Source organism: Methylorubrum rhodesianum (assembly GCF_014199985.1).
Taxonomy (GTDB): Bacteria; Pseudomonadota; Alphaproteobacteria; order Rhizobiales; family Beijerinckiaceae; genus Methylobacterium; species Methylobacterium rhodesianum.
The window spans coordinates 107,996-129,576 of sequence record NZ_JACHOS010000003.1 but is presented as its reverse complement, the minus strand read 5'-3'; the positions used below and the strand labels follow the sequence as shown (position 1 = coordinate 129,576).

17 protein-coding genes are annotated in these 21,581 nt (G+C 70.8%); 12 read left to right on the top strand and 5 right to left on the bottom strand.

Features of this window, described 5'->3' with window-relative positions:
- Nucleotides 1-7: 7 nt before the first annotated feature.
- Together alr and radA are read left to right on the top strand one after the other, a co-directional pair.
- On the top strand, nt 8-1,129 hold the full coding sequence (alr, locus tag HNR01_RS05220; RefSeq protein WP_157228174.1) for an alanine racemase: 1,122 nt from the start codon (nt 8-10) through the stop codon (nt 1,127-1,129).
- 46 nt (nt 1,130-1,175) lie between these two features.
- The gene (gene radA, locus HNR01_RS05215; RefSeq protein WP_017484228.1) at nt 1,176-2,606 is read left to right on the top strand and encodes a DNA repair protein RadA; all 1,431 of its coding nucleotides are present in this window, start codon (nt 1,176-1,178) and stop codon (nt 2,604-2,606) included.
- A gap of 6 nt (nt 2,607-2,612) precedes the next feature.
- Here the strand turns inward: radA and HNR01_RS05210 are convergent, their stop codons facing one another.
- Both HNR01_RS05210 and HNR01_RS05205 read right to left on the bottom strand, forming a co-directional pair.
- Nucleotides 2,613-3,233: an SCO family protein gene (locus tag HNR01_RS05210; protein WP_026105483.1), complete on the bottom strand. Its 621-nt coding sequence runs from the start codon at nt 3,231-3,233 to the stop codon at nt 2,613-2,615.
- Nucleotides 3,226-4,344, bottom strand: coding sequence for an MBL fold metallo-hydrolase (locus HNR01_RS05205; RefSeq protein ID WP_183667019.1), 1,119 nt, complete (start codon nt 4,342-4,344; stop codon nt 3,226-3,228). Before HNR01_RS05205 ends, HNR01_RS05210 begins: the two co-directional genes overlap by 8 nt.
- Before the next feature lie 435 nt (nt 4,345-4,779).
- On the opposite strand from HNR01_RS05205, the gene HNR01_RS05200 reads away from it, so the two are divergent.
- The 9 genes from HNR01_RS05200 to HNR01_RS05160 all read left to right on the top strand — a co-directional run bounded on the left by HNR01_RS05200 (nt 4,780) and on the right by HNR01_RS05160 (nt 14,338).
- Nucleotides 4,780-5,376 (top strand): CvpA family protein, encoded by a 597-nt coding sequence (locus HNR01_RS05200; protein ID WP_017484231.1) that lies wholly within the window; start codon nt 4,780-4,782, stop codon nt 5,374-5,376.
- Between the two features lie 334 nt (nt 5,377-5,710).
- Nucleotides 5,711-7,186, top strand: coding sequence for an amidophosphoribosyltransferase (gene purF / locus HNR01_RS05195; RefSeq protein ID WP_017484232.1), 1,476 nt, complete (start codon nt 5,711-5,713; stop codon nt 7,184-7,186).
- Between the two features lie 20 nt (nt 7,187-7,206).
- Entirely contained in the window at nt 7,207-7,950 is a 744-nt protein-coding gene (locus HNR01_RS05190) for an SDR family NAD(P)-dependent oxidoreductase (RefSeq protein WP_183667183.1), read from the top strand.
- Between the two features lie 75 nt (nt 7,951-8,025).
- Nucleotides 8,026-8,436 (top strand): dihydrofolate reductase, encoded by a 411-nt coding sequence (locus HNR01_RS05185; protein WP_017484234.1) that lies wholly within the window; start codon nt 8,026-8,028, stop codon nt 8,434-8,436.
- Nucleotides 8,437-8,484: 48 nt separating this feature from the next.
- On the top strand, nt 8,485-9,849 hold the full coding sequence (locus HNR01_RS05180) for a glycosyltransferase family 61 protein (protein ID WP_183667018.1): 1,365 nt from the start codon (nt 8,485-8,487) through the stop codon (nt 9,847-9,849).
- Between the two features lie 144 nt (nt 9,850-9,993).
- Nucleotides 9,994-10,773, top strand: coding sequence for a bifunctional demethylmenaquinone methyltransferase/2-methoxy-6-polyprenyl-1,4-benzoquinol methylase UbiE (gene ubiE / locus HNR01_RS05175; protein ID WP_183667017.1), 780 nt, complete (start codon nt 9,994-9,996; stop codon nt 10,771-10,773).
- A gap of 145 nt (nt 10,774-10,918) precedes the next feature.
- Nucleotides 10,919-12,481, top strand: a complete 1,563-nt coding sequence (ubiB, locus tag HNR01_RS05170; RefSeq protein ID WP_183667016.1) for a 2-polyprenylphenol 6-hydroxylase — start codon at nt 10,919-10,921, stop codon at nt 12,479-12,481.
- Between the two features lie 51 nt (nt 12,482-12,532).
- Nucleotides 12,533-13,825, top strand: a complete 1,293-nt coding sequence (gene coaBC, locus HNR01_RS05165; RefSeq protein ID WP_017484238.1) for a bifunctional phosphopantothenoylcysteine decarboxylase/phosphopantothenate--cysteine ligase CoaBC — start codon at nt 12,533-12,535, stop codon at nt 13,823-13,825.
- Between the two features lie 201 nt (nt 13,826-14,026).
- Entirely contained in the window at nt 14,027-14,338 is a 312-nt protein-coding gene (locus HNR01_RS05160; protein ID WP_183667015.1) for a hypothetical protein, read from the top strand.
- A gap of 71 nt (nt 14,339-14,409) precedes the next feature.
- On the opposite strand, the gene HNR01_RS05155 is transcribed toward HNR01_RS05160, so the two are convergent.
- Nucleotides 14,410-15,414 carry a lipid II:glycine glycyltransferase FemX gene (locus HNR01_RS05155; protein ID WP_183667014.1) on the bottom strand — a complete coding sequence of 335 codons (1,005 nt, stop codon included), beginning with the start codon at nt 15,412-15,414 and terminating at the stop codon, nt 14,410-14,412.
- Nucleotides 15,415-15,784: 370 nt separating this feature from the next.
- On the opposite strand from HNR01_RS05155, the gene speB reads away from it, so the two are divergent.
- The gene (gene speB, locus HNR01_RS05150; RefSeq protein WP_017484241.1) at nt 15,785-16,807 is read left to right on the top strand and encodes an agmatinase; all 1,023 of its coding nucleotides are present in this window, start codon (nt 15,785-15,787) and stop codon (nt 16,805-16,807) included.
- A gap of 49 nt (nt 16,808-16,856) precedes the next feature.
- Here the strand turns inward: speB and HNR01_RS05145 are convergent, their stop codons facing one another.
- Both HNR01_RS05145 and HNR01_RS05140 read right to left on the bottom strand, forming a co-directional pair.
- Nucleotides 16,857-18,062, bottom strand: coding sequence for an HD-GYP domain-containing protein (locus HNR01_RS05145; protein WP_017484242.1), 1,206 nt, complete (start codon nt 18,060-18,062; stop codon nt 16,857-16,859).
- Nucleotides 18,063-18,407: 345 nt separating this feature from the next.
- Entirely contained in the window at nt 18,408-21,560 is a 3,153-nt protein-coding gene (locus HNR01_RS05140; protein WP_183667013.1) for an efflux RND transporter permease subunit, read from the bottom strand.
- Nucleotides 21,561-21,581: the final 21 nt, after the last annotated feature.

Here is a 21,581-nt window from a genome sequence, read left to right as displayed (position 1 = left end):
GCCTATCATAGCGCCCGCAACATCCTTTCCAGACGACGCGACCGCCGCCTGCCCCTCCCCGACCGGCCACGGTGCCCGCCTGACGGTCGATCTCTCGGCCCTCGTCGCGAACTGGCACGCGCTCGGAGCCTGTGCGCCGCAGGCCGAGTGCGGCGCCGTGGTGAAGGCGGACGCCTATGGCTGCGGCCTCGCCGCGGTCGCCCCCGCCCTGTGGCGGGCGGGGTGCCGGACGTTCTTCGTGGCGCACCTCTCCGAGGGGATCGCGGCGCGAAACCTCCTGCCGGAGGCGGCGATCTACGTGCTCAACGGGTTGCCGCCCGGCCACGCGGACGCCTTCCGCGCCCATGCCCTGCGCCCCGTCCTCGGCGACCGCAGCGAACTTTCGGAATGGGCCGAAGCCGCGGCAGGCGCGCATCCGGCCGCGCTCCACGTCGATACCGGCATGAACCGGCTCGGCCTCCCCGTCGAGGCGGCGCTGGCGCTCGCCCGCGATCCGGTGATCGCCCGGGCCGGCATCGACCTCGTGATGAGCCATCTCGTCAGCGCGGAAGCCCCCGCCGATCCGCTCAATGCGCGGCAGGCCGCCGATTTCGCCCGCATCCGGGCCGCCCTTCCGCATGTGCGCGCCTCGCTCGCCAATTCCTCGGGCACCTGCCTCGCGGACGCTGCGCGCCACGATCTGTTGCGGCCGGGCTATTCCCTGTTCGGCGGCAATCCAGAGCCCGGCCGGCCGAACCCGATGCGGCCGGTGGTGCGGCTGGAGGCGGCGATCCTGCAGGTCCGCGACGTCGCGGCCGGCGAGACCTGCGGCTACAACGCCCGCTGGCGGGCCCCTGCCCCGCGGCGGCTGGCCACCCTCTCGCTCGGCTACGCCGACGGCTACCCCCGCTCCGCCAGCAACAGCGGTCATGCGCTGGTCGGCGGCGTGCCCTGCCCGATCGTCGGGTTGATCTCGATGGACCTCATCATCCTCGACGTCACCGACGCACCCGAAGCCCGCCGCGGCGGCACCGCCACGCTGATCGGCGATCGTCTCGACATCGACACGGTGGGCCGCGCCGCCGGCACGATCGGCTACGAGATCCTGACCGGGCTGGGTTCCCGTTATGTTCGCTCTTATGTAGAGTAACCAACGGCCGACCCGCCGGTCCCCTCCATCGACGCCCTGCTCCCGAATGGCCAAGATCCAACAGACCTTCGTCTGCCAGTCCTGCGGGGCGGTCTACAACCGCTGGCGCGGGCGCTGCGAGGCCTGCAACGGCTGGAACACGATCCAGGAGGAGGTGCCCAGCGCCGGCCCGCAATCGGGCCCGGCGGCGACCCGCCCCTCTCGGGCGCGCGGAAGAGTGTTTCCCCTCGAGGGTCTGACCGGCGAGGCCAAGGAGGCGCCGCGCACGGCCTCCGGCATCAACGAGCTCGACCGCGTCACCGGCGGCGGCTTCGTGCGCGGCTCGGTGATCCTGCTCGGCGGTGATCCCGGCATCGGCAAGTCGACCCTGCTGATGCAGGCCTCGGCCGCCATGGCGAAAAGCGGCGAGCGCGTCGCCTACATCTCCGGCGAGGAGGCGGTGGGGCAGGTGCGCCTGCGCGCGGAGCGGCTGGGACTCGCGAAGCACCCGGTGGAGCTCGCCGCGCAAACGAACGTCGAGGACATCGTCGAGACCCTGTCGCAGGGGCACCCGCCGGCCCTGACCATCATCGATTCGATCCAGACCATGTGGACCGAGACGGTGGAATCGGCGCCGGGCACCGTCACCCAGGTGCGGAGCTCGGCCCAGGCGCTGATCCGCTTCGCCAAGACCACGGGCACGGCGGTGATCCTCGTCGGCCACGTCACCAAGGACGGGCAGATCGCCGGACCGCGGGTGGTCGAGCACATGGTCGATGCGGTCGCCTCCTTCGAGGGCGACCAGGGACACCATTTCCGGATCCTGCGCGCGGTCAAGAACCGCTTCGGGCCGACCGACGAGATCGGCGTGTTCGAGATGACCGATGCCGGGCTCGCCGAGGTGCCGAACCCCTCCGCCCTGTTCCTGGCCGGCCGCGATCACGCCGCGCCGGGCACGGCGGTCTTCGCCGGGATGGAGGGCACGCGCCCGCTCCTCGTCGAGATCCAGGCGCTGGTCGCGCCCTCCTCGCTCGGCATGCCGCGCCGCGCGGTGGTCGGCTGGGACCCGAACCGCCTGTCGATGGTGCTCGCCGTGCTGGAGGCCCATGGCGGCATCCGGCTGGGCGGCCACGACGTCTACCTCAACGTCGCGGGGGGCCTGCGCATCTCCGAGCCCGCCGCCGATCTCGCGGTCGCCGCGGCGCTGGTCTCCTCGCTCTCGGGGGCGGCGCTCCCCTCCGATTCGGTCTATTTCGGCGAGCTCGGCCTGTCGGGCGCGGTGCGGCCGGTCTCGCAGGCGCCCGCCCGGCTGAAGGAAGCGCTCAAGCTCGGCTTCGGCAAGGCGATCACCCCGCAGGGGCGCGGCGAGAGCGGCGAGCGGGCGCTGCCGACGGAGGCCCTGCGCCACATCGCCGACCTCGTCGCCGGCATCGCCTCGGGGGCGCCCCGGCGCGGCGGCGGACGCCCGCGGGCCGTACGCTACGAGGAGGAGGTGTAGCGCGGCCTATTCCGCAGCGGGACGGGCGGTGAGATGCGGCCGCAGGATCGTCACCATCCGCTCGGCCGCCGTGCCGGGCGGGAAGAAGCCGAGATAGGCCCCCGAGCGATCCATCAGGTAGGTGAAAGCGGAATGCTCGACGGCCCGGCCGCCCCCGGGGCGCGGGCTCGACTCGTAATAGACCTTGTAGGCGTCGGCGGCGCGGCGGACCGCCGCCTCGCTGCCGGTCAGGCCGACCAGACGCGGGTGGAAGTTCGGCAGGTACTCCGCCAGCAGCCCGGCCGTGTCGTGCTCGGGGTCGAGCGTGATGAAGATCGGCTGGACGGCGTCGCCGTCCGGGCCCAGCAGCGTGAGCGCCCGGCCGATCTCCATCAGGTCCGTCGGGCAGACATCCGGGCAGGCGGTGTAGCCGAAATAGACGAGGAGGAGGCGGCCGCGAAAGTCCGCCTCCGTGCGGGGCCGTCCCGCCTGATCGGTCAGCGCGAACGGGCCGCCGACCGGCTCGCGGTTCCACATCAGCACGTCCATCAGCGCGGCGGCCGAGCGGCGGGGCGGGGGCTCGCCGCGCGCCGGTCCCAGGGCCCCGAGAAGGCAGAGCAGTCCGGCCGCCGCCCTCCGGCTACGCACTGAAGACGAGCCGGCTGCCGGTGGTCGGAACGATCACGTTCTCCGGCATCTGCGCCTGCGCCTCGAGCGCGAAGTTCAGGCCGCTGCAATGCATCGGCACGACCACGTCGGGCCGGAGCCCTTTGATCTCGGCCACGACCTGGGTCAGGTATTCCTTCGGCGCGGGGCCGAGATGGAAGCCGCCGACGATGGCGTGGACGCGCTCGATGCCCGAGACCTCCTGCGCCTGCCGCACCGAGTTGACGATGCCGACATGGCCGCAGGACGAGATCACCACGAGGCCCTTGCCCCGCACGTTGAAGCAGGTGGCGTGCTCGTGGACGTGCTCGTCGGGAATGATTTTCCCTTGAAGTTCGGCGGGCGAATAGTGGCTGGCATCGCAGCCGAGCCCCTCCTTGATGCCCCGCTCGACGAAGGTGTTGGGCAGGATGCGCTCGATTGAGGCGCGCTTGATCTGCCCCGTGGTGAAGGCGTGGCCGGCCACCACCGTCGGCGCCTCGCACAGCACGGTCGAGATCCGCTGCGCCGTCAGTTCGCGCCGGTCGAGCTGGCCGAAATCGGTGAACTGGCCGGGGACGCCGCTCGGGGACAGGCGGTGGCAGAAATTGTCCTCGCCGCCGGCATAGAGCTTCAGGTCGGGCGCGAGCGCGCTCCTGTACTTGTCGAGGAAGCCGGTCAGGCCGCCGTAATGGTCGTGGTGGCCGTGGCTGACGATCAGCGCATCGACCTTGGTCGGATCGACCTTCAGGATCTCGATATTGTTGAGGAGCGCCTCCGGGCTGTAGCCGAAATCGAGCAGGATCGTGCGGGCCTCCTCCGCCCGCCACGATTCCGCGAACAGGGACAGGCCCCACTGATTGTGCAGAACCCGGCGGTAGTCGCTGCCGCGGCCATTGCCCGGCGGTTGATGGAACACGCCCTGGACGGTCGCGGGCTTCAGGAACTGGTCGTGGGCCGAATCGATCAGGACGCGCAGGGACAGCTTATCGACCGTCGATACCGCGATCGGCGCAGCGTTGGCGATCTCGATACAGGAGAATCCGGCGGCGGCACCGGCCGCGAAGACCGCAGATCCCCGCAGAAAACCGCGCCTGTCGATCGAACCGGCCATCCTCTTCGACTCCGACTGCATCTTGAATACTTCGTTTATAGCCGAGGTTGACCGAAAGATGCTTTTCTCTTTCGACCCATTCGTGGAACTTTGTGCGCGGCCCTGCGGCGGCGGCGGGAATCCGGCTCTCGCGCCGGATCTCCCTGCGAGGACCGCGCCGAGCCGAAATGCCGCGCCCGAAGGCCGGCGCCCTTCCCCTGCGGGCGGCGGCGCGCCGGACCGCGCCGGCAAAGGGCGAGGCTGCCCCGGGGTGAGGCTGCCCCGACCCGCCCGGGGGACACCTGAATGCGCCCGCACGGGAGCGTGCGCCCCGAAGGTGACGGCCGAGGTTCACCGGGGTATATGGTTAAAGACCAGAACGGAGGCGCGGCCCGGGGGAGCCGTCGTCGTCCGGGCAAGGCTGCCCCGTCCCGCCCCAGCGAACCATATCCTGCGATGCCGTTTTCCGTCCTCGACCTCGTGGTGCTCGGCATCGTGCTCGTCTCGGCGCTGCTCGCCGCCGTGCGCGGCGTGACGCGCGAGGTGCTCGCGATCATTGCCTGGGTGGCCGCCGCCGCGGTGGCGTGGTCGCTGCACCCGCTGCTCCTGCCCACCGTCAAGCAGCACATCTCCAGCGACACCGTGGCGCTGGTCGCCTCCATCGCCGCGATCTTCCTCGCCACCCTGATCGTGGTCTCGCTGGTGACGGTGAAGGTCTCCGACCTCGTGCTCGATTCGCGCATCGGCGCCGTCGACCGCTCGCTCGGCTTCCTGTTCGGCGCGGGCCGCGGCTTCCTGATCTGCGTGATCGGCTGGGTGTTCCTGGCCTGGCTCGTCCAGGGCAAGGTTCCGGACTGGGCGGCGCAGGCCAAGAGCCGCTCGCTGCTCGAGAGCTCGGGCGAGGCGCTGGTGGCGCAGCTGCCCGACAATCCGGAAGGCTTCCTCAAGCAGTTCCGCAAGCCGAAGGGCGAGGGGCCGGCCGAGGAGCCGCCGCCGGAGACCGATCTCCCTGCCCAGCGCCGCAGCGACGCTGGGCCCGAGCCGAAGCGCTAGGATCCGCGGCCGACCGGACCGCATCGGGTCGGCCTCTCTAAGCCTCTGACTCGACGCGTTTTCCGACGACGAGCCGGCCTTCCGCTTCGCCGGAAGGCGCTCCACCGGCCGCTCACCGAACATCCGGGCCGCGCAAGCAATGCGCGCGGATGACGAAGGATATGCTGGAATCGGTCTTGGTTGCGACGAAATCCGCGCCTAGGTAACGGTTTCACGACGGTCCCGGCGTCATCCCTCGCGGCAGAGGCTGCGGGCGAGCGGCGCCTTCGGCCGTTCCCGCCGTGCCGGATGCGTGGCCCGCGAGACCCGCGCGCCTCCAGGATTCGAGATCGACATGTCAGCTGTCAGCGCGAGCGCCGATGTCCGCGACCTGGACATCGACGGGGATACGCTTCGCGAGGAATGCGGCGTCTTCGGCATCTACGGGCATGACGATGCCTCGGCGATCGTGGCGCTCGGCCTGCACGCCCTTCAGCATCGCGGCCAGGAGGCGGCGGGCATCGTCTCCTACGACGACGGGGTGTTCCACTCCGAGCGCCGCCAGGGCCTCGTCGGCGACAACTTCTCCGACCGCGGCACGATCGAGCGGCTGGCCGGGCGCTCCGCCATCGGCCACGTGCGCTACTCGACCACCGGCGGCACCATCCTGCGCAACGTGCAGCCGCTGTTCGCCGAACTCGCCAGCGGCGGCTTGGCGGTGGCCCATAACGGCAACCTGACCAACGCGCTCTCGATCCGCCGCGACCTCGTGCGCGACGGCGCCATCACGCAATCGACCTCGGACACCGAGGTGATCCTGCATCTGGCCGCCCGCTCGCGCAAACCGCGCATCGTCGAGCGCTTCATCGACGCGCTGCAGCAGATCCAGGGCGCCTACGCCATCGTCGCGCTCACCAACAAGAAGCTGATCGGCGCCCGCGATCCCCTCGGCATCCGTCCGCTCGTGCTCGGCGAACTCGACGGGCGCTACATCCTCGCCTCCGAATCCTGCGCGCTCGACATCATCGGCGCCCGCTTCATCCGCGACGTCGAGAACGGCGAGGTGGTGGTGATCTCGGAGGAGGGCGTCGAGTCGATCCGCTTCGCGGAAGCGCGGCCGATGCGTCCCTGCATCTTCGAGTACATCTACTTCGCCCGCCCCGACTCGGTGGTGAACGGCAAGAGCGTCTACGGGGTGCGCAAGGCGATCGGCCAGGAGCTTGCCCGCGAGGCGGCCCCCGAGGCCGACGTGGTGATCCCGGTGCCGGATTCCGGTGTGCCGGCGGCGCTGGGCTTCGCGCAGGAGGCCGGCCTGCCCTTCGAGATGGGCATCATCCGCAACCACTATGTCGGGCGCACCTTCATCCAGCCGACCCAGACCGTGCGCGAGCTCGGGGTGCGGATGAAGCATTCGGCCAACCGCGCCGCGGTCGAGGGCAAGCGCATCGTGCTCGTCGACGACAGCCTCGTGCGCGGCACCACCTCGGTGAAGATCGTGCGGATGATGCGCGACGCCGGCGCCCGCGAGGTGCATTTCCGCATCGCCTCGCCGCCGATCACCTATCCCGACTTCTACGGCATCGACACGCCCGAGCGCGAGAAGCTGCTGGCCGCCACCCACGACCTGGAGGGGATGCGGAAATACATCGGCGCCGACTCGCTGGCCTTCCTCTCGATCCCCGGCCTCTACCGGGCGATGGGCGAGGAGGCGCGCAATGCCGACTGCCCGCAATACACCGATCACTGCTTCACCGGCGACTACCCGACCGGCCTGACCGACCTGGCGATTGCCGGGCCGAAGCGCTTCGCGATGCTGGCCGAGGCGGACTGAAGCCCGTGATCGAGACGATGATGGCCGACAAGATCCTCGACGGTCGGGTGGCCGTCGTCACCGGCGCCTCCCGCGGCATCGGCCGGGCCGCCGCCCTGGCGCTGGCAGGCGCCGGCGCCCACGTCGTCGCGGTCGCCCGCACGCAGGGCGGCCTGGAGGAGCTCGACGACGCGATCCGGCAGGCCGGCGGCCACGCGACGCTGGTGCCCCTCGACCTCACCGATTTCGACGCCATCGACCGCCTCGGCGCGGCGCTCCACGAGCGCTGGGGCCGGCTCGACGCGGTGATCGGCAATGCCGGCATCCTCGGCAACCTGATGCCGGTGAGCCACGTCACGCCCAAAGTCTGGGATCAGGTGATGGCGATCAACGTCACCGCCAACTGGCGCCTGATCCGCTCGTTCGATCCGCTCCTGCAGCGCTCGGATGCGGGAAGGGCGGTCTTCGTCTCCTCGGGCGCGGCCGCGAAATGCCGGGCCTATTGGGGCCCCTACTCCGTCTCGAAGGCGGCGCTCGAGGCGATGGTGCGCACCTACGCCGCCGAGAACGAGCGCACGGGGGTGCGCGCCATGCTGCTCAACCCCGGCCCCCTGCGCACGAGCATGCGCGCGGCGGCGATGCCGGGCGAGGACCCGGCGACGCTGAAGACCCCGGAAGAACTGGCGCCGCATTTCGTGCGCCTCGCCTCCCCCGACTGGAACGAGACGGGCAAGCTCTACGATTTCCCCAGCGACCGGGTTCTCGCCTTCTCCGCACCCCAGTAAGGGGGTCCGGGGCCTCAGGCCCCGGCGGGGTTGCGGGCAGAGCCCGCTTATCTTGAGCTTGTAGGGTTCCGTGCCATGATCGACGTCCGCTGCATCTGCGCCATCGGCCAGCGGGGCCAGCTCGGCCTCAACGGACATCTCCCCTGGGAGGGCAACACCGATCCGCTCTTCGTCGAGGACGTGACGCGCTTCTTCGCGCTCACCATGGGCCACGTGCTGATCGCCGGCCCCAAGACCGTGGCCTCGGTGCCCGAATTCGCGTTCAAGGACCGCACCATCGACGTGATCCGCTCGCACGAGGATCCGGAAGAGGTGCTGAAGCGCTATCCCGGCCGGCGCATCTTCGTCGGCGGCGGCATCGCGGTCTGGAACGTCTACGCGAAGTACATCCAGCACTGGGACATCACGCGCCTGCCCTACGACGGCGAGGCCGACCGCTGGTTCGACCCGGCCTGGCTCGTCGGCGGGAAGCTGCGGGCCGGCTGACGCTTCCGCTTTCGCGCGGGCGCGGGCGGGGTCGTGCAGGGGATGGCCATGTTTCGCAGGCGCAGAACAGCCGAGCCCCCGCCCGTCGTCATCGGCAGCCTGGACGGCTTCGCGAACGGACACCTGCACGGCTGGATCTGCGACTTCCTGCATCAGGGCGAGAACGCCTATGTCGAGGTGCATCGGCGGGGCACCATGCTGATGCGCGTGCCGGCGAACCTCGCCCGGCACGATGTCAACGCCATCGGCGTCGCCGGCGACCACGGGTACCGCTTTCTGCTCCCTGCCCTTCCGCCTCTCGATCGCGGCGAATTGACCCTGATGGCCGAGATGCGGGGGACGTTCCATCCCATCGCCCTCGGCGCCCTGGAGGATCAGATCCTCGCCTTCTTCGCCTCCGGTCCCGAGGCTCCCCTCGATCGCTGCGAGCGCCTGTGGGGCACCAGCCAGACGCGCGAGACCGTCTCAGCGACGACGTACCACGACGCGATCTACCTGCCCTTCACTGCGGGGATCCTGCTCGATCATGATCCCCACTGGGGCCTCTATACCGGCGACGGTTCCCTCATTCCGGAGGCGGCCTATCGTCGGGGGGCCGACCTCGCTCTCGTCGGCCAGAGCGAGAGGATCGACATCGACCGCGGGGCCATCGATGACGCGCCCTTCGACACCATGATCTACGGCGGGCCCCTGCTGGAGCATTACGGCCACTTCCTGCTCACGACCCTGGCCCGCTGCTGGGCCATCGACGGCTCGATCCCGGTCCTCTTCCACTCCGTTCCCGCGGTTCAGGACCACGGGGCCGGCCACATCGTCGAACTTCTCCGGCATGCCGGGCTGGAGAACCGCAGTTTCTCCTTCGATCGGCCGACCCGCATCAGGCGGGTCGTTGTGCCCGAGCCGGCACTCTGCGAGCAGCACAGTGTCTGGACGGATTACGCGATCCCCATGTCGGCGATCGGGCGCAGCGTCGCACCGGCCGCGGCCTCCGTGCCGAAGAAGGTCTATCTCTCGAAATCCCGCCTGCATTCCGGCGTGACCGGGATGGATGGCGAGGCGTTCATCGACCTCAAGATGCGGCAGGCCGGCTTCGCGGTCATCCACCCGGAAACCCTCGGTCTCGCCGAGCAGGTCAACCTCTTCCGGAGGGCCGAACTCATCGTGGGGACGGCGGGGTCGGCGTTCCACACGCTCGCGCTGGTGCCCCACATGTCGGCGAGACGGGTCATCCTGACGCTGGACGACCTCCTGAACAGCAACTTCCTGCTTCTCGATCGCGTCTGCGGCGGACACGCGGAATACTTCTCGATCAAGGACGACCTGACGCCGTCGGAGTCCGCGGCCTTCTCCACGCGGTACGCCATCCGGAATGCCAACCATCTGGCCGACAGGATCATCGCCGTCGCCTCGTGACGGTCTGTCCGAGCCGGCCCGCGCGACGGAACACCTCCCCTGCCCCCGGCATTCCCGCTGCCGCATGGCGGTTCGATCCGGCATTCGCTAAGGAGGCTCGGCCGGAGCCGTGGACGGCTGCGGGCGAGCGCAGGATGTGATCGGATGAGCGGAACGCAGACCGGAGCCGGCGACACGGAAGCCACCGCCGATTTCGGCTACGAGCGCGTGCGCCTGTCCGAGAAGCAGGCCCGCGTCGACGACGTGTTCCGCTCGGTCGCGCGCCGCTACGACCTGATGAACGACCTGATGTCGGGCGGGCTGCACCGGGCCTGGAAGTCGCACCTGATCTCGATGCTGCGCCCCTCGCGCACGCGGCCCCACCGCCATCTCGACGTCGCCGGCGGCACCGGCGACATCGCCTTCCGTACCCTGGAGGCGGGCGGCCCCGAGACCCACGTCACCGTGCTCGACATCAACGAGGCGATGCTGCGGGTCGGCGCCGAGCGGGCCGGGCACACCTACGACGGCCGCATCGATTTCGTGACCGGCAACGCCGAGACGCTGCCGCTGCCGGCGGGTCATTTCGACAGCTACACCATCGCCTTCGGCATCCGGAACGTGCCGCGCATCGACGTGGCGTTGCGCGAGGCGCACCGGGTGCTCAAGCCCGGCGGGCGCTTCCTGTGCCTGGAATTCTCCCGCGTCGACCTGCCGGTGCTGGAGAAGATCTACGACGCCTATTCCTTCCACGTGATCCCGCGCATCGGCGAGCGGGTGGCGGGCGACCGCGACTCCTACCAGTACCTCGTCGAGTCGATCCGCAAGTTCCCCTCCCCCGAGGCGTTCGCCCAGATGATCGCGGCGGCGGGCTTTTCGCATGTCAGCCATCGCCGGCTCTCGGGCGGCATCGTCGCGATCCATTCCGGCTGGAAGATTTCTTGATCGCTTTCCGGTCTCGCATCCCGGCGGCCGCCCCGGCACGGCCGAGGCCTGCGGCGCGGGGCCTTCTTCGCGCCCGCCATCCGGCGCGATCCCTCTTCGAAGACACACCGGCCCTCTTCGAGGAAACACCTGACAGGGTTCGCGGATGCTAGGCGCCGTCTTCCACCTCGCCCGCGGCGCCCATGTCGGCTTCGTGCTCGCCCGCGAGGGCGGGCTCGCGCTGATCGACGCGGCGCAATTGCCGCCGCACCTGCGGCTCGCGCTCAAGCTCGGCCGCATGCTGGAGCGGCGCGGCATCGCCGAGGCGCCGGGCGCGAGCCCGCTGGAACGGGCGATGACCCGGCTCGGCCCCTCCTACGTCAAGTTCGGCCAGTTCCTGGCGACCCGTCCCGACATCGTCGGCATGGCCGCCGCGCGCGACCTCGAGCGACTTCAGGACCGGGTGCCGCCCTTCCCGCAGGACGTGGCGATGCGGGTCGTCGAGGGGGAGCTCGGCAAGCCGATCCCGGCCCTGTTCACCGCCTTCAGCGAGCCGGTGGCGGCGGCCTCGATCGCCCAGGTCCACAAGGCGACGGTGCTCGACGCCGACGGCACGCAGCGGACGCTCGCCGTCAAGGTGATGCGCCCGGGCGTGCGCGAGCGCTTCGCCAAGGACCTGCAGGCGATGCGGTTCATGGCCCGCGTCGTCAACGCGCTGCTGCCCGATGCCGAGCGCCTGCGGCCGCGCGAGGTCGTCGAGATCCTGGCCCGCTCCGTCACCATGGAGATGGATTTCCGGCTCGAGGCGGCGGCGATGTCGGAACTCGCCCAGAACACCAAGGGCGACGAGGATTTCCGCACGCCCCGGCCCGAATGGGCGCTGACGGCGCGGGATGTGCTGACCTCCGAATGGATCGACGGCGTGCGCCTCAACGACCGCGCCGGCATCGTCGCGGCGGGCCACGACCCGAAGGCGCTCGGCCGGGTGGTGATCCAGTCCTTCCTGCGCCAGGCGATCCGCGACGGCTTCTTCCACGCGGACATGCACCCCGGAAACCTGTTCGTCGATCCGCAGGGACGGCTGGTGGCGGTCGATTTCGGCATCATGGGCCGGCTCGGCCACGCCGAGCGGCGCTTCCTCGCCGAGATCCTTCTCGGCTTCATCACCCGCGACTACCGCCGCGTCGCCCAGGTGCATTTCGAGGCCGGCTACGTGCCGCGCCACCATTCGGTGGACGATTTCGCGCAGGCCATCCGGGCGATCGGCGAGCCGATCCACCAGCGCCGGGCCGACGAGATCTCGATGGCCAAGGTGCTGACCCTCCTGTTCGACGTGACCGCCCTGTTCGACATGAGCACCCGCACCGAGCTGGTGATGCTGCAGAAGACCATGGTGGTGGTGGAGGGCGTCGCCCGCTCGCTCGATCCGCAGCTCGACATGTGGACCGGCGCCGAACCGGTGGTGCGCGCGTGGATCACCCGCCATCTCGGCCCGGTCGGCCGGCTCGAAGGCGGGGCGCGCGCCGCGATGACGCTGGCCGAGGTCGTCTCCGACATCCCCGACATCGCCCAGCGCATCCGCCGCATCATGATCCGCCTCGACGAGGAGGGTTCCCGCGACACCAAGGCGATCGAGCGGCTGGTCAAGCTGGAGCGGCGCCACGCCATCATGACCACCCTGGCCCTGTGGGGGATCGCGGCGGGGGCGCTGGTGCTGGCGTTCCGGTGAGAGCCGTTCCCGCCCCTTGACGCGCGGCCCGCAAGTCCCCGTTCTGCGCCCATGAGTCCGTCGTCCCCAAAATCCCTCGCCGGCCGCCGCGTCCTGCTCATCGTCGGCGGCGGGATCGCCGCCTACAAGGCGCTCGACCTGATCCGCCGCCTGCGCGAGCGCGGGGCGCAGGTGCGCCCGCTGCTGACCGAGTCGGCCCAGGAATTCGTCACGCCGCTGGCCGCCGCCGCGCTCGCGGGGGAGCGGGCGCATACCGACCTGTTCGACCGGGAGAGCGAGGCCGATATCGGCCATATCCGGCTGGCGCGGGATGCCGACGCGATCGTGGTGGCGCCGGCCACCGCCAACCTGATGGCGCGGATGGCGACCGGCCACGCGCCGGACCTCGCCTCGACGGTGCTGCTCGCCACCACCCTGCCGATCCTGATCGCCCCGGCGATGAACGTGCGGATGTGGCTGCATCCGGCGACCCGGCGCAACCTCGCGACCCTGAAGGCCGACGGCGTCGCCGTGGTCGGCCCCAACGAGGGGGCGATGGCCGAGGCCGAGTTCGGACCCGGGCGCCTGGCCGAGCCCCACGAGATCGCCGACGCCCTCGAAAACCTCCTGGCGCAACGCTCGGAGGGCCAGGGCCTCGGCTTCCTGGCCGGCCGCGAAACCCCGAAAAAACCGCTGGCGGGGCGGCACGTGCTCGTCACCTCGGGGCCGACCCACGAGGCGATCGACCCCGTGCGCTACCTCGCCAACCGCTCCTCGGGCCGCCAGGGCCACGCGGTCGCCGCCGCCGCGGCCGAGGCCGGCGCCCGGGTCACCCTGGTCTCGGGGCCGGTGGCAATCCCCGATCCGGCGGGCGTCACCGTGGTGCGGGTCGAGAGCGCCCGCGAGATGCTCGCCGCGGTCGAGGCGGCCCTGCCCGCCGACCTCGCGATCTTCGCCGCCGCCGTCGGCGACTGGCGCCCGGCCGAGACCCGGGCGGGCAAGATCAAGAAGGACGGCAGCACGCCGCCTCCCCTGCAGCTCGTCGAGAACCCGGACATCCTCGCCACCATCGCCGGCCGCAGCGAGGGGCGCCCGCCCCTCGTCGTGGGTTTTGCGGCCGAGACCGACGACGTGATCGCGAACGCGCAGCGGAAGATCGCGCGCAAGGGCTGCGACCTGATCGTGGCCAACGACGTCTCGGCGGAGGGCGGAGTCATGGGCGGGCTGGAGAACACCGTCCACCTCGTCGCCCGCGACGGCGGCGTCGAGACCTGGCCGAGGCTCGGCAAGGAGGAGGTCGGGCGACGGCTGGTGGCGCGGTTCGCGGAGCGGCTCGCGGCCCCCCTCACGGCACCGTCGCGCTGAGCATCGCCACCACTCCGAAGCGTATTCGCACTCCCAGCTCGAAGCTCGGCGGCGCTCTCGTCTCGACAGCGCCCCGATCGCCGGAGGGGCAGAAATGTTCCTCGGCGAAGACCTTTTAAGTTTCTCCCTGCTCAGCTTGCCCTCTTCGGTCACACGCCCAGATCTGTTCTCCACGTCATCATGAGCGACAGGAGCGACATCATGGCCAAGGCCGACCGGCACAGCATGGGTCCCGGTGCGCAGGGCAAGGGCGACGGCAGCGGCGCCATGACCGAGCTGCCCGAAGGCGTCCTCGGCGAGAACGAGGTGCTGAGCAACCGCGACAAGTCCCGGCACTCCGACGCGCGCGGCCTCGACAGCCGCCACGTCCAGACCGAGCAGTATCACGACCATGTCGGCGCCCGCCAAAGCGACGACGCGGATGAGGCGTCGGCCAATTCCATCGGCCCGGCCGGCCCGATGACGAACACCTCGGGCGACACGAGCAGCCTGCGCGCCAAGCAGCGCAGCTGAGCCGTGGCGGCGAGCTCATGATCCGAAGGGCAGGGGACCCGAACTCCCCCTGCCCTTCGGAGCGCCCGCGGTCAGATCCGGCGCAGGAACAGGGCCGTCGCGGCGGCGCGGCGGACGAAGGTGTTGCGCGCGTAGATCCAGGTCGGGCCGCCCTGGACCACGTTGCGGCTCAGGGTCCGCTTGAAGTCGAAGACGCCGCGGTTGCCGGCCGGGTCGACGCCGCCGAAATCGAAGCGGCCGGCCCCCGCCTCGCAGGCGCGCTCGACGATCCGCCACACGGCGAAGCTCGCCGCGCCGGTGGCCCGGGCCCGTTCGTTCGAGGCGGTGAAGAAATCGGTCCAGCGCTCCCGTGCCGTGTGGACGATGCGCACCAGGATCGGCTCCCCGCCCTCGCGGATCTCGAGGAAGAGCAGGTGCGGATCGGAGGCCGCGAGGTCGCGATAGGCGGCGGTGTCGAGGTCGCTCGAGAAGCCCTTGCGCTGCTGTAGGGCGGCGTACATCCGCACGAAGGTGTCGAAGGCCCGCAGGCGCTCGTCCCGATCCGTCAGGAAGACGGCGGTGAGGTCGGGCTGCCCCTCCGCCTTCTTGACCTCCCGCCGCCAGCGCCGGTCCGCCGCGGCCAGGATCGCCTCCGCGCCCGGCGTCAGGTCGAGCTCGATCGTGTGATCCTTGCCCCCGATCACGGGGACGAAGCCGTGCGACAGGAGCGCGGTGATCCCCTCCGGATCCTGGGGCCGGTAGCTCTTCACCGCGAGCAGGTCCGCCGGGCGCAGGGCGAGATGGTCGAGGAAGGCGGCGAGCACCGCCTCCGCCCGGGACTGCCCGCGGGTGGTGAGGACCGGGCCGCCCTGCACGAGAACCCGGCGCAGCGGACCCGCACGGCGCTCCTGACACTGGATGTAGGCGAGATCCTCGCCGTTGTCGCACAGGGCGAGCCGGCGGACGGCCCAGCCGAGCCGCCCCTTGTAATCACCCCAGCTTCGCGAGGCGTAGATGTTGGCGGCGGGCTGCTGCCAGAGAGCCTCGTCCCAATCCGCGGCCTCCGAACGGTCGATGACCGCGACCTGAGCTGCCATGAACCGTCATCCTTCGTGTGCGCGGCCCTCCGCGCTGATCGAGCCGGCCGTTTTCGTCCGAGCGGCCGCCGATTCCCGATCCGCTTCGCGCGACGATCCATCCCTCTGGGAAGGCGCGTCGGAAAGCGTGGCCGTATCACGGGCCCGGGTCCCCAACGCCATCGAAAGCGAATGTATCCGCAGGCCGGGCCCCTCTACGTAGTCCGCGCCGGATTCCCGAGCGCCGGATGCGCGACCGGGCCCCGGCATCCGGGCCCGACGGCGGGCGGGAGGCTTGTGGGCGGAGGATTGCGGGCGGGAGGCTTGCGGGCGAACGATCCGGACGGCTTGATGCGGAACGCGATAGGACGCCGCGCCGGAGAGGATCGTCATGGCCGATGAGAGGGCGGAGGACAGGGGGGAGACGCGGGCGCAGCGCCTGGCGCGGTTCCAGCCGGCCTCGGGGATGGCGACGCCGCGCTTCTCCGGGCTCGCGAGCTTCATGCGGCTCCCGGTGCTCGCTCCGGCCGAGGCGGCGGGCGCCGGCCGGGCCGAGATCGGCCTGATCGGCATCCCGTTCGACGGCACCACCACCGGTCGGCCCGGCGCGCGGCTCGGACCGCGGGCGGTGCGCGAGGCTTCCACCGGCACGCGGGCCCTCAACCACGCCACCGGCGTGGCGCCCTACGCCCTGGCGGCCTGCGCCGATCTCGGCGACGTGCCGGTCAATCCCGTGGACGCCGCCGAGACCGACCGGCGCATCGAGGCGTTCTACCGGCCGCTCGCGCAAGCCGGGATCGTGCCGCTCACGGTCGGCGGCGACCATTTCGTGACCTATCCGGTGCTGCGGGCGCTCGGGGCCGCCCGGCCGCTCGGGCTGATCCATATCGACGCCCACAGCGATACCGACGACGCGCAGTATGACGGGTCGCGGCTGACCCACGGCACGCCGTTCCGCCGCGCGGTCGAGGCCGGCGTGCTCGATCCGCGCCGCTGCATCCAGATCGGCCTGCGCGGCAGCATGGACGCCGCCGACGAGCGGGATTGGGCGTTGGCGCAGGGCATGCGCCTTCTCGCGATGGAGGAGGTCTGCGCCCGCGGATTGCCGGAGGTGGCCGCGGAGGCCCGCGCCGTGGCCGGGGACGGCCCGACCTATCTCAGCTTCGACATCGACGCCCTCGATCCCGCCTTCGCCCCCGGCACCGGCACGCCGGAGATCGGCGGCTTCACCACGCGGGAGGCGCTGCACCTGCTGCGGGGCCTGCGCGGTCTCGATCTCGTCGGAGCGGACGTGGTGGAGGTCGCGCCCTCCCTCGACCCCGCCGGCATCACGGCACTGGCCGGCGCCGGCATCGCCTTCGAGATCCTGTGCCTGCTCGCCGAAGGAGTCGCCGCACGGCAGCCGGCGGCTTGACCCGTGAACGACCGGGTTTCGAGAGGGCCTGCCCTCTGGGAACCGCGGCTCAGCCCAGCACGGACGGACCGCCCGCGGCGCCCCCGGCGCGGGCGATGATCGGCCGGTAGACCCGGAGCAGGTCGGGATCGAGCGGGCCGGCCTGGGCCTCCATGATCGCGGCCGCCTCGGCGGCGGAGAGCGGCGGGCGGTAGACCCGGCGCTCGGTCAGGGCCGAATGCACGTCGCAGATCGCCACGAGCCGCACGAGATCGCCGATCCGCTCCGCCGTCAGGCCCTCTGGATAGCCGGACCCGTCGAGGCGCTCGTGGTGGTAGCGCACCACGTCGAGGATGTCGGACCCGAAGGCGCCCTCCTTGGCCAGCAGGTCGGCGCCGAGGGCGGCGTGGGTGCGCATCACCGCCATCTCGTCCGGCGTGAGGGGCCCCGGCTTGTTGAGGATGGCGTGGGGGATCAGCGCCTTGCCGACATCGTGCAGCAGCGCGGCCTTGGCCAGACGCTGCCGGTCGCCCCGGGAGAAGCCGAGCTCGGCGGCGAAGGCGGCGGCGAAACCCGCCACGCTCAGGGAATGCTGGTAGACTTGGATGTCGTGGCGCCAGACGAGGTCGAGCCAGGCGCGGATGCCGATCTCGGACACCGTGTCGAGCACGATCCGCGTGCCCTCCTCGGCCTCGTCCGGGCTCGGCGGCCGGCCGGCGGCGGCCTTGTCGAACAGGTGGGTGACCAGGGCGGTGGCCCGCTCCACCCGCACCGCGGGAGGTCCGCCGCCCGCTTCGTGCAGGCCGCCCCGCGCGCCCCTCCCCTCCGCGACGAGGCGCTGGAGCGTCGGCACGATGCCGGCGGGCCGGCGCGGATCGATCACCGTCGGCGTACCGAGCAAGGCCACGGCCGCCGCATCCTTGGCCGCGTTGCCGCGGGCGAGATAGAGGCAAGGCAGACCGCTCTCGCGGATATTTCGGGCGAGCCACATGACCCAGGCCCGGCTCCGTTCGCCGACCCGGTTCGCGGTCATGTCGGCGGCCGCGCCGGCGGTCAGGTCGGTGGCAAGATCGACGACGAAGGCGATGGGCCGGCCGGCCGGTAAGCCCGCGCCGGGCTCGATCACGCGGCAGGGCAGAACGAGGGCGATGCCGCGGGCCAGCCGCTCCGCCCGCTCGCGGCGATCCGAGACGAGGACGACGACATCCTCGGGGCGTCCGTGCCGCTGTCCCTGGCTCGCGTCTCGGCGTGCGTCTCGGTCTCGAGAGTCCCGCATCGGTCATCCATCGGCCGCAAGGCCCGTGGTGGACGCGAAGCGGTGTCTTGGCTCGAATACATCAAAAGTGTTTCGAAAAGCTTCGCGCCGCCCACCCGTACAACCCCGACGTATTCGCACAATGCAGAGCCTCGTCAGAGCCTCACGGCCGATCCGCCTCTAGCCTCCGGCCAGTTTCACCGCGCCTCGGTCCGGCCGCGGGTCCGAGTTTGATACTCTAGGTCATCGTGTCGTCAAGAAAACTCAAGACGCCGCGCCGCCCGCCCCCGCCCGGTCCAGACCGGCACCGATACAATTCGTCCGAGTTGTTTGGAAAAGCAGATTTCGTGCCTCGCGCGAGCGGGATCACTCGGCGGCGGTCGGCCGGCGGTCGAGCCCGCCGGCATTGGCGGGCGGGCCCGGCCGGTAGGCATCCTCCCCACCCTCCCACCCGGCCTCCGGCTCGTCCGCCTCGCCGACGAAGCGGCCGAACAGGCGCACGAACAGCCGCGACAGGTCGTCGACCAGCAGGAAGATCGCCGGCACGAAGACGAGCGACAGGCCCGTCGAGACGATCAGCCCGCCGATCACCGCCACCGCCATCGGCGCACGGAACTCGCCGCCGATGCCGAGCGCCATCGCCGAGGGCACCATGCCGGCGGCCATGGCGATGGTGGTCATGACGATGGGCCGGGCCCGCTTGCGCCCGGCATCGACGATGGCCGTGACGCGATCCACGCCGCGGGCGGTCTCCTCGATGGCGAAGTCGACCAGCATGATCGCGTTCTTGGTCACCACCCCCATCAGCATCAGGATGCCGATGACCACCGGCATCGAGATCGGCATCTGGAACACGAGCAGGCCGAGGATCGCTCCGCCGATGGAGAGCGGCAGCGAGAACAGGATGGTGAGCGGCTGGAGGAAGTTGCCGAACAGCAGCACAAGGACGCCGAACACCATCATCAGCCCGGCACCCATGGCGAGCGCGAAGCCCTCGAACACCTCGCTCATGATCTCGGCATCACCCGTCTGGCGGATGGTCACGCCCTCCGGCAGATGGGTCGCGGCGGGCAATGCCATCACCTGCTCGATGATCGAGCCAAGGGCGTCCGAGCCCTGGAGGTCGCCCTCGACGGCGACGCGCACGGTGCGGTCGTAGCGCTCGATGGCGGTCGGGCCGCGCCCCAGCGTCAGGTCGGCGACGGTGGTGAGCGGCACCGCCGCGCCCGTCTTCACCGGCACCTTCAGGCTGGCCAGCTCGGGAAGTTGTCCGCGCAAGCGTTCGGGCAGCATCACCCGGATCGGGATCTGGCGGTCCTTCGCGTTGAACTTGGCGAGGTTGGCCGCGATGTCGCCGATGGTGCCGACGCGTACCGTCTCGGCGATGACGTCGGTCGAGACGCCGAGATCGGCGGCCACGCCGGCCTTGGGGGTGATGCGGAGCTCGGTGCGGTCGAGGGGCGCCGTCGACATCACGTTGACGAGGTGGGGCACGCCCGCTGCCTCGCGCTGGAGCCGGGCGGCGACGTCCGCGACTACGGCCTTGTCGGGCCCCGACACGATCAGCGCGAATTCCCGCTGCCCGCCCTCCTGCAGCGACCAGAACCGGATGTCGGGCACCTGCCTCAGGACGCGCGAGATCTTGTGATCGACCTGCTTCTGGGTCAGCGCCCGCTCGCTCTTCGGCACGAGGTTGACGGTGAGGCTGGCGAGCCGCACCTCCTTCTTGCCGGGCAGCTGGCGCCCCCCATCGACGAAGACGCTTCTGACCTCGGGCATCGCGCGGAGCGTCTCGACGATGCGGTCGGAGACGCGGCTCGTGTCGTCGAGCCGGGCGCCGGGGGGCAATTCGACTACGAACATCGTGCGGGCGGCGTCCTCGGCCGGGATGAAGCCCGCGGGCAGGAGTCGGGTCGAGGCGATCGAGCCGGCAAAGCAGGCCAGCCCCAGGATCAGCGTCAGGTATTTGTGGCGCACCGACCACGCCACGAGGCGGGTATAGGCGCGCATCACGGGGCCCTCGCGCGCGTGGTCCGGACCGTGATCGCGCAGGAAGTAGGCGGCGAGCAGCGGCGTGATCAGGCGGGCCACCAGCAGCGACACGAAGACGGCGGCCGCGATGGTGAGCCCGAACTGCTTGAAGTACTGACCGGCGATGCCGGGCATGAAGGAGACGGGGGCGAAGATCGCGATGATGGTTGCGGTGATGGCGATCACCGCGAGCCCGATCTCGTCGGCGGCCTCGAGCGCGGCGCGGTAGGCGGATTTGCCCATCCGCATGTGGCGGACGATGTTCTCGATCTCGACGATGGCATCGTCGACGAGGATGCCCGTCACCAGGGTGATGGCCAGCAGGCTGACGGCGTTGAGGGAGAAGCCGAGCGCGCTCATCACCCAGAAGGTCGGCAGCACCGAGAGCGGCAGGGCGACCGCCGCGATCAGGGTGGCGCGCCAGTCCCGCAGGAACAGGAACACCACGATCACGGCGAGGGCGGCGCCCTCGAGCAGGCCCATCATCGCCGAGTGGTAGTTGCCGATGGTGTTGACGACGCTGGTGTCGATCAGGTCGAAGCGCACCCCCGGATTCTCGGCGTGCAGCGTCTCGATGCGCCGGGCCACGGCGGTCGCGACCTCGGCATCGCTCGCCCCCATCGCCCGGGAGATGGCGAAGCCCACCACCGGCTCGCCGTTGAAGCGGGCGAAGGTGCGCGGCTCCTCGGCCGCGTCCATGAGCGTGGCGAGTTCGTCGAGGCGCACCTTGCGCCCGCCGGGCACGACGATGGAGGTGGCCCCCAGCGTCTCCAGGCTGGCCGAGGCGCCCAGCGTACGGATCGACTGCTCGCCCCCGGCGAGTTCGCCGCGCCCGCCCGCCATGTCGGCGGAGGTGAGGCGTAACTGCCGGTTCACGTCGGCCGCGGTGATGCCGAGGGCGAGCAGCCGAGCGGGTTTCAGGGTGACCCGGATCTCGCGGGCGACGCCGCCCAGCCGCTCGACGCCGCCCACCCCCTTCACCCCCTGGAGCTGGCGGGCCACCACGTCGTCGACGAACCACGACAGATCCTCCGGCGCCATGGCCGGGGCGGAGGCGCCGTAGATCATGATCGGCAGTCCGGCGATCTCGACGCGGCTGATGATCGGCTCGTCGATGGTGCGCGGCAGGTTGATGCGGATCTTCGAGATCGCATCCTTCACGTCGTTGACGGCGCGGTCCTGGTTCACCTCCAGGCGGAACTCGATCGTCGTGATCGATGAGCCTTCCGAGATGGTCGAGAGGATGTGCTTGACCCCCTTCACCCCGGCCACCGAATCCTCGACCCACTTCGTGACCTGGGTCTGCAACTCGGCGGGGGCGGCCCCCGACTGCGTGATCGTCACCGAGACGATCGGAATGTCGATGTTGGGAAACCGGGTGATCGGCAGGGCGCGGAAGCTGACGAGGCCGAGCACCATCAGCACGAGGAACAGCACGAGCGAGGGGATCGGCTTGCGGATCGCCCAGGCCGAGACGTTGAGGCGCATGGCAATCTCCTCTGGCGCGAT